Consider the following 11062-nt stretch of genomic DNA (forward strand, 5'->3'; position numbering starts at 1 on the left):
TCACGAGCCCGGTCACGCGAGTCCCGGCTAGTGGACCGCCATTCCTTCCGGCATCGGCTCGAAGCGGGCGTGGCGGCGGGTGAACGTCGCCGTGCCGGACGTCATCGAGCGCAGGTCGATCAGGTACCGGACCAGTTCCGTCGCCGGGACCTCCGCCCGGATCACCGTCCGGCCGCCGTCGCCGGCTTCGGTGCCCAGCACCCGGCCGCGGCGGGACGACAGGTCGCCCAGCACCGTGCCGAGGTGCTCGTCCGGCAGCCGGATCGCCACCTCCTCCAGGGGCTCCAGCATCGTGATGTGCCCGTTGGCCGCGGCCTCCCGCAGGGCCAGCGCGCCCGCCGTCTGGAACGCCGCGTCCGACGAATCCACGCTGTGCGCCTTGCCGTCCACCAGCGTCACCTTGACGTCGACCACGGGGTGGCCGTCGGCCAGCCCGCGCTGCAGCTGGGCTCGCACGCCCTTCTCCACGCTCGGGATGAACTGGTGCGGCACCGCGCCGCCGACGACCTTGTCCACGAACTCGAACCCGCTGCCGCGCGGCAGCGGCTCGACTTCGATGTCGCAGACGGCGAACTGGCCGTGCCCGCCGGACTGCTTCACGTGCCGCCCGTGTCCCTTGGCCGGTTTGGCGAACGTCGAGCGCAGGCTGATCTTCACCGGTTCGGTGTCGACGTCGGCGCCGCCCGCGCGCAGCCGCGAGAGCACGACGTCGGCGTGGGCCTCGCCCATGCACCAGAGCACGAGCTGGCCGGTCTCGGCGTTGCGGTCCAGCCGCAGCGTCGGGTCGCCGGCGACGAGGCGGGAAAGGTTGCGCGCCAACGTGTCCTCGTCGCTGCGGGTCTTCGCGACCACCGCCACCGGCAGCAGCGGCTCCGGCATCGCCCACGGCTCCATCAGCAGCGGGTCGTCGGGGGAGGAGACGGTGTCGCCGGTCTCGGCCGAGCCGACCTTCGTCAGCGCGCAGAGGTCGCCCGCGACGCAGTAGGGCACCTCCCGCAGGGCCGAGCCGAGCGGGGAGTAGAGGTGCGCGACGCGCTCGTCGGCGTCGTGGTCCTCGTGACCGCGCTCGGCGAGGCCGTGCCCGGACACGTGCACCGGCCGTTCCGGGCGCAGCGTCCCGGAGAACACCCGGACGAGGGACACCCGGCCGACGTAGGAGTCCACCGCCGTCCGGACGACCTCGGCGGCGAGGGGGCCCGCGGGGTCGGCGGTGAGCGCGGCGTGCTCGCCGCCCTCGGGCGTGGTGACGTCGGGCGGCCGGTGCTCCAGCGGGGAGGGGAACGCGCGGACGATGCCGTCGAGCACCTCGGCCAGGCCGACCCCGCTGGTCGAGCACACCGGGATGACGGGGTGGAACGACCCGCGCGCGACCGCGGTCTCCAGGTCGGCGATGAGGGTTTCCTCGGCGATTTCCTCGCCGGCGAGGTACCGGTCCATCAGGGACTCGTCCTCGCTCTCGGCGATGACGCCTTCGATCAGCTCGTTGCGGGCCTGCGCCATCCGCTCGAGGTCGGCCGGGTCGGGCTCGCCGATCTTCGGCGGGTGCCCGCCGGAGTAGTCGAAGTACCGCTGGGTGATCAGCCCGACCAGGCCGTCGCCCGCGGGCAGGTAGAGCGGCAGCACGCCGGCGCCGAACGCGGCCTGGCAGGCGGCGATCTCGGCCATCGCGTCGGCCCGGTGGTGGTCGAGCCGGGAGACGACGACCGCCCGCGGCATCCCGACCGCGGCGCACTCGTCCCACACCGCGACCGTCGCCGCGTCGACGCCTTCGGACGCGCTGACGACGAACAGGGCCGCGTCGGCCGCCCGCAGCCCGGCCCGCAGCTCCCCGACGAAGTCCGCGTACCCGGGCGTGTCGATCAGGTTGATCTTGTGGCCCCGGTGCAGCACGGGCGCGACCGAGAGGCCGACCGAGCGCTGCTGGCGGACCGCCGCCGGGTCGTGGTCGCACACCGTCGTGCCGTCGACGACCGAGCCGGCCCGCGGCACCGTGCCGGAGGCGGCGAGCAGGGCTTCGGCGAGGGTGGTCTTCCCCGAACCGGCCGGGCCGACGAGCACGACGTTGCGGACCTTGGCGGGGTCGTCCACAGCGACGGCGGCCCCGGTGTCGGCGTTCTTGGCTTGTTTGTCTGCCATGACGACTCCTCGGCGAACGGCTGGTGTACGGGATGTGTCCTCGATCACACACCCGCTACCCTGGTCACGGCAAGGCAGGACCCCCGGGACCAGCCGAATGCCCCGGGGGCGGGGAGGGGAGCGGCATGGACAGGCGGACTTTCCTGCGGATATCCGGGGCGGTACCGGTGGCGGGCCTGGGGGCGTGGCCGCCGCCGGACGACTGGGCGCGGCTGCGGAGGCGGCTGGCGGGGCCGCTGTTCCGGCCGGGCGACCCGGGTTACCCGGCGGCCAAGCAGGGTTTCTTCACGATGTACGACGACCGGATGCCGGCCGCGGTCGTCGGCGCGGCGCGGGTCGAGGACGTCCAGGCGGCGGTCGAGTTCGCCGCGCGGCACCGGTTGCCGGTCGCGGCGCGCAGCGGCGGGCACAGCTATCCCGGCTATTCCACTGTGGACGGCGGGATCGTGGTGGACCTGAGCCGCTTCTCGAGCATCGAGGTGCGCCCGGACGGCCGCGCGCACCTCGGCGCCGGCGCCCGGCTGGGGCCGATCGCGGCCACGCTGGCCGGGCACGGCCGGGTGCTGCCCGCCGGCTCGTGCGAATCCGTCGGCATCGCCGGGCTCGCCCTCGGCGGCGGCGTCGGCCTCCTCGACCGCAAGTACGGGCTGACGTGCGACCACCTGGAGGCGGCGCGGATCGTCACCGCCGACGGCCGGGTGCGCACGGTGTCGCGCACGGCGGAACCCGACCTGTTCTGGGCCCTGCGCGGCGGGGGCGGCGGCAACTTCGGGATCGTCACCGGCTTCACCTTCTCGACCGTGCCGATCGCCGACGTCGTCACCTACAAGCTCACTTTCCCCGCCGGGACGCAGGCGGCGTTGCTGGCGGGCTGGCAGGAATGGCTGCCGGGGATGCCGGACGAGCTGTGGTCGGTGGTGAACCTCGGCGCGGCGACCGCCGAGACGAGCGGGACGTTCCTCGGCACCGAAGCCCGGCTGAAGCCGCTGCTGGACGACCTCGTCCGCCGCGTCGGCACCGCGCCCGCCGGGCGGGAGGCGCGGCTGCAGGACCACCTGAGCGCGCTGCGGTCGTTCGACGACCACGAGTCCCGGGCCGGCGCGGTGGCGGCGCGGGCGGCGTACGTCGGCACCTCGCGGATGCTGCTGCGGCCCGTCCGCGACCCGGCCGCGGTCGTCGAGGTCCTGACCCGCGCGCCGGGTGTCGGCACGCTCATCGACTCCGCCGGCGGCGCCATCGCCCGCGTCGGTGCGCGCGAGACGGCCTTCCCCCACCGGTCCGCTCTGGCCAGCTTCCAGTTCCTGCACGGCGCGGCACCCGAGGACGGCGGCGAAGCCGAGGCCCGGCGCGCGCTGGCCGACGTGCGCGACGGGCTGGGGCCGGAGTTCGGCACGACCGGGTACGTCAACTACCTCGACCCGGACATGCCGGACTGGGCGCGGGCGTACTACGGGGTGAACCTGCCCCGGCTGCGCGGGGTCGCCCGGCGGTACGACCCGCACGGCGTTTTCGCGTTCCCGCAGGGACTCGCGGCCCCCCGCTCGACTGTCCACATCGGAGCGACCTAGACTGCGCGGACTTCCGCAGAGAGGCAGCCGTGCTCGATCTGGCGTTCTCCACAGAGGACCTGGCGCACACCCGGTTCGCGTTCTCCCCGGCGTGGGAGATCGTCGCGAGCGTCCGCGTCCTCAACTCGCCGGGCGAGCACGCGCTGCACCTGCCGTGGATCAAGCGCGCCACCGCGGCGCTCGCCGAGGCCGGCCTGGACATCGGCCTGCTGCGCGACCTCGTCCCGCGGCGGCACCTGCCCGGGTTCCTGGCCGGGACGCCGTCGACGCCGCTGCCCGAACTGGCCGACGAGCTCGCCGACCTGCGGGACGTGGCCGCCCGCCTGGTCCGGCGCGAACTGGACGCGATGGGCGGGCCCCGCTCGCCCGCGCTGAACCGCCTCCACCGGGAGCCCGAAGCGGGGCTGGAGCGGCTCGCGACGCTGATGGAGCGGTACTGGGAGCTCGTGCTGGCCCCGGACTGGCCGCGGATCCGGGCCCTGCTGGAGGCCGACGTGCTCCACCGGTCCCGGCTGCTGGCCCGCGGCGGGGCGGCCGAGCTGTTCAACGACCTGACCCCGCTGGTCCGCTGGCAGGGCGGCACGCTCACGGTTGCGCACCGGCACCTGCACGCGGCCGTCCCGCTCGACGGGCGCGGCCTCGTCCTCGTGCCCTCGGCGTTCGTCTGGCCGCGGGTGTTCTCGAAGACCGACGCGCGCTGGCAGCCGGTGCTGCGCTACCCGCCACGCGGGATCGCCACGCTCTGGGAGACCGGCACCGCCACCGCGCCCGGCGCGCTGGCCGCCGTGGTGGGCCGCGGCCGGGCGATGCTGCTGGCCGAACTGGCCGCGCCGGCGTCCACCGCGGAGCTGGCCCGCCGGACCGGGCTCAGCGCCGGGGCCGTGTCGCAGCACCTCGGCGTCCTGAAGGCCGCGGGCCTGGTCAGCGGGCACCGTGCCGGACGTCACGTGCTGTACGCACGGACGAAGGCAGGAGAGGTCCTGGTCGCCGGCACGCCGGAAGTGGACTCCTGAGATACCCGCGTACTGGCCTGCCTGGAGGGTCCACCGCGGACCTACCCTCGGAGGGTAACCCCCGGTTTCGTGTCGAAAGGCCTCGTCGTGTCCGAGCAGCAGACCACCCCCTCCAGTGGCACCGTCCAGTCCGTCACCGGCACCGCCAAGGTGAAGCGCGGCATGGCCGAGATGCTCAAGGGCGGCGTGATCATGGACGTGGTCACCGCCGAGCAGGCCAAGATCGCCGAAGACGCCGGCGCGGTCGCGGTGATGGCCCTCGAGCGCGTGCCCGCCGACATCCGCGCGCAGGGCGGCGTCGCCCGGATGAGCGACCCCGACCTCATCGACGGCATCATCGAGGCCGTCTCGATCCCCGTGATGGCGAAGGCCCGCATCGGCCACTTCGTCGAGGCGCAGGTCCTGCAGTCCCTCGGCGTGGACTACGTCGACGAGTCCGAGGTCCTCACCCCGGCCGACTACGCCAACCACATCGACAAGTGGGCGTTCACCGTGCCCTTCGTCTGCGGCGCGACCAACCTCGGCGAGGCGCTGCGCCGGATCACCGAGGGCGCGGCGATGATCCGCTCCAAGGGCGAGGCCGGCACCGGCGACGTCTCCAACGCGACCACGCACATGCGCAAGATCCGCCAGGAGATCCGGCGGCTGCAGAACCTGCCCGAGGACGAGCTGTTCGTCGCGGCCAAGGAGCTGCAGGCGCCCTACGAGCTCGTCCGCGAGGTGGCGGCGGCCGGGAAGCTGCCGGTGGTGCTGTTCACCGCGGGCGGCATCGCGACCCCGGCCGACGCGGCGATGATGATGCAGCTCGGCGCCGAGGGCGTGTTCGTCGGCTCCGGCATCTTCAAGTCCGGCAACCCGGCCCAGCGCGCCGAGGCGATCGTCAAGGCGACGACGTTCTACGACGACCCGGACGTGCTGGCCAAGGTCTCGCGCGGTCTGGGCGAGGCGATGGTCGGCATCAACGTCGAGGAGCTGCCGGAGCCGCACCGCCTCGCCGAGCGCGGCTGGTGAGGCCCTAACCCTCGGGGTAGAAGAGGAACAGCGTGCAGCCGGTGGCACTGGCGGGCACGTGCCAGCTCCCGGCCGGGGCGTGCAGGAACGTCCCGGCCGGATAGCTGCGGGCGCCGTCCTCGAAGGTGCCCGCGACGACGTAGACCTCTTCCGGCCCGGGCTCGTGGACGTCCCGCCGCGGCCACGAACTGCCCGCGTCCATCTCCAGGACGCCGGCGTGGGCGCCGTTCGCGCCCGTCCACAGTGGACGCAGCCGGACGCCCGGGAACAGGTTCCGGACGGGGGCGTCGGCGACGGATGCGGATGCGTAGCCCGCCTGGGCGAGGATTTCCGGGTGCATGGCTTCACCGTGCCCGGCGCCGCCGGTGCGGGACCAGCGTCCGGAGCGACACCGTGGGGTACTTTCCTGCCATGCATCGCGTGGTGGCCCTCGTGCGGCCGGTGCAGTCGACGTTCGAACTCGGCGTCGCCGCCGAGGTGTTCGGCACCCCGCGGGCCGGGCTCCCGCGGCACTACGAGTTCGAAGTGTGCGCGGAGACGCCGGGTGCGGTGCCGACGACGGCCGGGTACGCGATGGCCGTGGCGCACGGCCTCGAGGCGCTGAAGTCGGCCGACACCGTGCTCATCCCGGGCTGGGCGCCGGTGGAGGCGCCGCTGCCCGCCCGCGTGCGGCGGGCGCTGCGGCAGGCCCACGCCCGCGGCGCGCGGCTCGTCTCGATCTGCTCCGGCGTCTTCGCGCTGGCCCGCACGGGCCTGCTGGACGGCCGGTCGGCGACCGCGCACCGGTCGCGCACCGAGCAGCTGGCGCGCGAGTTCCCGCGGGTGCGCGTCGAACCCGGCGCGCTGTACGTCGACCACGGCGACGTCGCCACGAGCGCCGGCGCGGGTGCCGGGGTCGATCTGTGCCTGCACCTCGTCCGGCGCGACCACGGTGCCGAGTACGCCGCCCGGCTCGCCCGGCACATGGTGCTGCCACCGCACCGCGACGGCGGCCGCGAACCGGCGGGCGACGAACTCGCCGCCCTCCTCGCGTGGGCCGAGGAGCGGCTCGGGACGCCGTTGTCGGTGGCCGAGCTGGCCGCGCGGCTGAACGTCTCCCCGCGGACGCTGGCCCGGCGCTTCGCCGACCGGCTGGGGACGAGCCCGGGCGCGTGGCTGCTGTCCCGCCGCGTGGCGGCGGCGCGCACGCTGCTGGCGGAGACGGACCTGCCGGTGGAGGCCGTCGCGGCCCGCGTCGGCCTCGTCTCGGCGGTCAACCTGCGCCGTCGCTTCCGCGAGCGCGTCGGCACCACGCCGGGGGCGTACCGGCGGGCGTTCCGGGCCCCTTAGACGTATTCGGAGATTTCGACGCCGTACGTGCCCGGCTCGAGGGCTTCGAAGATGTGCGGGACGTCGCCGGGGTAGCAGATGTAGTCCCCGGGCAGGAGCTCCTGCGGGTCGTCCATGACGCCGATGCGCGCCCGGCCCGCGCACAGCACGATGTGCTCGACCACCCCGGTCATGTGCGGGTCCGAACGCCGGGGCGTGCCGGGCTCGCCGCGGACGACGTAGATGTCGCGGCGGGCGCCGGTGGGGCAGGCCGACAGCAGGGTGCACGCGTAGTCGGCGTGTTCGGCGAACACCGTCGGGCCCTTGCCCGCGCGGACCACCCGGACCTTCGGGCGGTCCGGTTCGACCAGCCGGGAGAACGGCACGTCGAGAGCGACGCCGAGGGCCCAGAGCGTCTCGACGCTCGGGTTGCCGGTGCCGGACTCGAGCTGCGACAGCGTCGACTTGGCGAGGCCGGCGCGGCGGGCGACCTCGGTCAGGGACAGTCCCGCGCGGGTCCGTTCGCGGCGCAGGGAGGCCGCGATGATCTCCAGCGGCGCGCCCGGCGTTTCCTGCGACATGGCTGTTCGCTCCATCGGTCGTTCTGTTCGCCTTGACGAACACGGGGGCCTGTGTTCACCATAGAACACATGCGTTCGATATGGCGAACACTCGATCGGGGCCTGGCCCGCGACATCGGCCTGGTCTGTCTCGCCGATTGTCTCGTGGGGGTGTCCTACGGTGCCATCGCGGTGAGCTCCGGCTTCCCGCTGTGGCTGCCGATGCTGATGTCGCTGCTGGTCTTCGCCGGGGCGTCGCAGTTCATGTTCGTCGGGATCGTGGCCGCGGGCGGCAACCCGTTCGCCGCGGTGCTCGCCGGGCTGCTGGCCAACGCGCGGCACCTGCCGTTCGGCTTCGCGATCGGCGACGTGCTCGGCAAGCGGTGGGCCGCCCGGCTGGCGGGCAGCCACCTGATGATCGACGAATCGGTAGCGTTCGCGCTGGCCCAGCGCGAGGCGCACCGCCGCCGCGCGGCGTACTGGGCGTGCGGGATCGGCCTGTTCGCCTGCTGGAACATCGGCGTGGTCGCGGGGGCGTTCGCCGGGACGGCGATCCGCGACACGGACGCGTTCGGCCTGGACGCGGCCTTCCCGGCGGTGCTGCTGGCGCTGGTGCTGCCGTCCCTGCGCGACAAGGCGGCCCGGCTGCCGGTGCTGATCGGGGTGCTGGTCGCGCTGGCCGCGACGCCGTTCCTGCCGGCCGGGCTGCCGGTGCTGCTCGCGCTGGCCGGGGTGGTGGCGGGCGTCGCCGCGAAGGACCCCGAACCGCAGGAGGCGCACTGATGGACGGAACGGAACTGTTGATCGCCACGGCGGTGCTGGCGGCGGGCACGTTCGCCTTCCGCTTCGCGGGACCGCTGCTGCGCAGCCGGGTGAAACTCACCCCGAAGGCGGAACGGCTGATGGCCCTGGCGGCGGTGGTCCTGCTGGCCGCCCTGGTCGCGGTCAGCGCACTGACGGAGGGCCACGGCTTCGCGGGCTTCGCCCGCCCCGCCGGTGTGCTGGTGGCGGGGGTCCTGGCGTGGCGGAAGGCCCCGTTCGCCCTGGTGGTGGTGGCCGCCGCGGCCACGGCCGCCCTCCTGCGCCTCGCCGGCGTCCCCTGACCAGACACTCACACTCCGCTGTTGGCCCATTGTCAGCGCCCCAAGGCGGCCTTCGGTGCGTGAGACGCAACGAAGGCCACATTGGGGCGCTCGGGGCGACGGGCCGGGGGTGGGGGCGGGTCTGACCTGCCGGGAAGGCGCCGGGCCGGTGCGTCTAGGCTGGTGGGAAGGTCTTTCGGGAGGTCGGGTGTCGTCGGAACCGGTCATCGGTGTGCTCGCCATGCAGGGTGCCGTGCGCGAGCACGTCGCGATGCTGGCCGAAGCGGGTGCGCGGGCCACGCCGGTCCGCCGCGCCGCCGAGCTGTCCGAAGTAGACGGTCTGGTGCTGCCCGGCGGGGAGTCCACCACCATGTCGCGGCTGCTGGAGACCTTCGAGCTGCTGGAGCCGCTGCGGGCGCGGATCGCCGAGGGGCTGCCCGCGTTCGGCTCGTGCGCCGGGATGATCCTGCTCGCGCGGCAGACCCTCGACGGGCGGTCCGACCAGCAGCAGCTCGGCGGGCTCGACGTAGTCGTCCGGCGCAACGCCTTCGGCAGGCAGGTCGACTCCTTCGAGGCGGACCTGGACTTCGCCGGTGTCGAAGGGGACGTCCGCGCCGTGTTCATCCGGGCCCCGTGGGTCGAGAAGGCCGGTGACGGCGTCGAGGTGCTGGCCACGGTCAGCGGCGTGCCCGGTGTCGAAGCGGACACCGCTAGGATCGTCGCGGTCCGGCAAGGGGCGGTGCTGGCGACCGCGTTCCACCCGGAACTCACGCCCGACGTGCGGGTGCACCGGCTGTTCGTCGACCTCGTGCGACAGGCTGCCTGAGACGCGGTGCCCGGCCGGGGTACGGAACAGATGGAGGAGAGATGAGCGGCCACTCCAAGTGGGCCACCACGAAGCACAAGAAGGCCAACCTCGACGCGAAGCGCGGCAAGCTCTTCGCGCGGTTGATCAAGAACATCGAGGTGGCCGCCCGCACGGGCACCGGTGGTGGCGACCCGGACGGCAACCCCACGCTCTACGACGCCATCCAGAAGGCCAAGAAGAACTCGGTCCCGCAGGACAACATCGAGCGCGCCCGCAAGCGCGGCGCCGGTGAAGAGGCCGGTGGCGCCGACTGGCAGACCATCACCTACGAAGGCTACGGCCCGAACGGCGTCGCCGTCCTGATCGAGTGCCTCACCGACAACCGCAACCGCGCCGCGTCGGAGGTCCGCACCGCCTTGACCCGCAACGGCGGCTCGCTCGCCGACCCCGGTTCGGTGGCCTACCTCTTCAACCGCAAGGGCGTCGTGCTGATGCCCAAGGGCGGCGCGGCGGAGGACGACGTCCTCATGGCGGTCCTCGACGCGGGCGCCGAAGAGGTCAACGACCTCGGCGAGAGCTTCGAAATCGTCTCCGAGGCGACCGATCTGGTGCCGGTCCGCAAGGCGCTGCAGGACGCCGGCTTCGAATACGAGTCGGCCGACCTGACGTTCCTGCCGTCGGTGAGCGTCCCGCTCGACGCGGACGGCGCGAAGAAGGTCTTCAAGCTGATCGACGCCCTCGAAGACTGCGATGACGTCCAGAACGTGTACGCCAACTTCGATGTATCGGACGAGGTGCTCGCCGAAGTCGGCTGAGTTTTCCCTTATACCGCAGCGCTTTCGTGCCCGGGCCGGAAACTTTCCGGCCCGGGCACTGGGCTTCGGGCACCCCCGTCAGGCACAATGTGCGCCGTGACCTCGACGACCCCCGCCGCAGCCGCCGACATCACCGCCGAACTGTCCGCGGACGAAGTGCGCCTCATCGAATGGATCGAGGGGCAGGCCAAGGAACGCGGCAACGCGGTCATCACCGTCGCCCCCGACGACGAAGGCGCCGGCTACTGCTTCACCGCCTGCGCGTGGGCCCTGCACAACGTGCCGGAGGCGGTCGTGGTCGGGCTGCCCGGCCAGATGGGCCAGGTGCTGCTCGACGCCTACGTCGACCGCGCGGCCAACGGCGAGATCTTCGAGGTCGGCCGGCGCTACGACGACTTCTTCGACGGCGTCCCGGTCGTCCTCGAGCGCGTCGCCAAGGGGCACTACCCCGAGTACTTCGGCTCGGCGTTCCTCATCTACCCGGACGGCGACTTCCCGGCCCTGCAGCTGATCGTCGCGACGCCGGAGGGCAAGTTCCCGTGGCACCCGGACGCGCCCGAGGGCTTCGCGCGGTGGCAGCCGGTGCTGACCGAGAGCGGCGACCCCGAGAGCTGGACCCCCGGCGTCGACGGTCCCTAGTGCCTCGGCAAGGAACGTTGACGTGGTAACCGTGTCGCGTGGACATCCGAGCTGGTGATCGCGAGGCTGGCCGGTGGAGGTGAGCCATGGCGCGCCAGCCGGAGGTGTTCGCGCGGTCGTTG

The 11062-nt window shown here is 73.4% G+C and carries 12 protein-coding genes; 9 read left to right on the forward strand and 3 right to left on the reverse strand.

Translation table 11 applies throughout. From position 1 onward, the window contains the following. Window positions 1-27 precede the first annotated feature (27 nt). Window positions 28-2136 carry an elongation factor G-like protein EF-G2 gene (locus tag ACLJOU_RS43945; RefSeq protein WP_410575220.1) on the reverse strand — a complete coding sequence of 703 codons (2109 nt, stop codon included), beginning with the start codon at window positions 2134-2136 and terminating at the stop codon, window positions 28-30. A gap of 125 nt (window positions 2137-2261) precedes the next feature. Between ACLJOU_RS43945 and ACLJOU_RS43950 the strand changes: the two genes are divergently transcribed. The 3 genes from ACLJOU_RS43950 (at window position 2262) to pdxS (ending at window position 5728) form a co-directional block, all read left to right on the forward strand. After that, a complete protein-coding gene (locus ACLJOU_RS43950) occupies window positions 2262-3704 on the forward strand; it encodes an FAD-binding oxidoreductase (RefSeq protein ID WP_410575221.1) in 1443 nt (480 codons plus the stop codon). Window positions 3705-3733: 29 nt separating this feature from the next. Further along, entirely contained in the window at window positions 3734-4717 is a 984-nt protein-coding gene (locus tag ACLJOU_RS43955; protein WP_410575222.1) for a DUF5937 family protein, read from the forward strand. A gap of 87 nt (window positions 4718-4804) precedes the next feature. Beyond that, a complete protein-coding gene (gene pdxS, locus ACLJOU_RS43960; RefSeq protein ID WP_410575234.1) occupies window positions 4805-5728 on the forward strand; it encodes a pyridoxal 5'-phosphate synthase lyase subunit PdxS in 924 nt (307 codons plus the stop codon). Between the two features lie 4 nt (window positions 5729-5732). Here pdxS and ACLJOU_RS43965 read toward each other — a convergent pair whose 3' ends face one another. Then, complete coding sequence (locus tag ACLJOU_RS43965) at window positions 5733-6068, reverse strand: cupin domain-containing protein (protein WP_410575223.1); 336 nt, start codon at window positions 6066-6068, stop codon at window positions 5733-5735. Window positions 6069-6139: 71 nt separating this feature from the next. Here ACLJOU_RS43965 and ACLJOU_RS43970 point away from each other — a divergent pair, with 71 nt between their 5' ends. Next, window positions 6140-7057, forward strand: coding sequence for a GlxA family transcriptional regulator (locus tag ACLJOU_RS43970; RefSeq protein ID WP_410575224.1), 918 nt, complete (start codon window positions 6140-6142; stop codon window positions 7055-7057). Here the strand turns inward: ACLJOU_RS43970 and ACLJOU_RS43975 are convergent. Then, window positions 7054-7617: a helix-turn-helix domain-containing protein gene (locus ACLJOU_RS43975; RefSeq protein WP_410575225.1), complete on the reverse strand. Its 564-nt coding sequence runs from the start codon at window positions 7615-7617 to the stop codon at window positions 7054-7056. The genes ACLJOU_RS43970 and ACLJOU_RS43975 overlap by 4 nt on opposite strands. A 69-nt stretch (window positions 7618-7686) precedes the next feature. On the opposite strand from ACLJOU_RS43975, the gene ACLJOU_RS43980 reads away from it, so the two are divergent. The 5 genes from ACLJOU_RS43980 to ACLJOU_RS44000 all read left to right on the forward strand — a co-directional run bounded on the left by ACLJOU_RS43980 (window position 7687) and on the right by ACLJOU_RS44000 (window position 10940). After that, complete coding sequence (locus ACLJOU_RS43980) at window positions 7687-8379, forward strand: AzlC family ABC transporter permease (protein WP_410575226.1); 693 nt, start codon at window positions 7687-7689, stop codon at window positions 8377-8379. Further along, entirely contained in the window at window positions 8379-8699 is a 321-nt protein-coding gene (locus ACLJOU_RS43985) for an AzlD domain-containing protein (protein ID WP_410575227.1), read from the forward strand. The genes ACLJOU_RS43980 and ACLJOU_RS43985 overlap by 1 nt, the downstream gene beginning before the upstream one ends. Window positions 8700-8886: 187 nt before the next feature. Then, the gene (gene pdxT, locus ACLJOU_RS43990; RefSeq protein ID WP_410575228.1) at window positions 8887-9504 is read left to right on the forward strand and encodes a pyridoxal 5'-phosphate synthase glutaminase subunit PdxT; all 618 of its coding nucleotides are present in this window, start codon (window positions 8887-8889) and stop codon (window positions 9502-9504) included. Window positions 9505-9545: 41 nt separating this feature from the next. Next, window positions 9546-10301 carry a YebC/PmpR family DNA-binding transcriptional regulator gene (locus ACLJOU_RS43995; RefSeq protein ID WP_410575229.1) on the forward strand — a complete coding sequence of 252 codons (756 nt, stop codon included), beginning with the start codon at window positions 9546-9548 and terminating at the stop codon, window positions 10299-10301. Window positions 10302-10388: 87 nt separating this feature from the next. Then, window positions 10389-10940, forward strand: coding sequence for a DUF4262 domain-containing protein (locus ACLJOU_RS44000; protein ID WP_410575230.1), 552 nt, complete (start codon window positions 10389-10391; stop codon window positions 10938-10940). The last annotated feature ends 122 nt before the right edge of the window (window positions 10941-11062 follow it).

It is taken from the genome of Amycolatopsis sp. cmx-4-61 (assembly GCF_046548775.1).
GTDB lineage: Bacteria > Actinomycetota > Actinomycetes > Mycobacteriales > Pseudonocardiaceae > Amycolatopsis.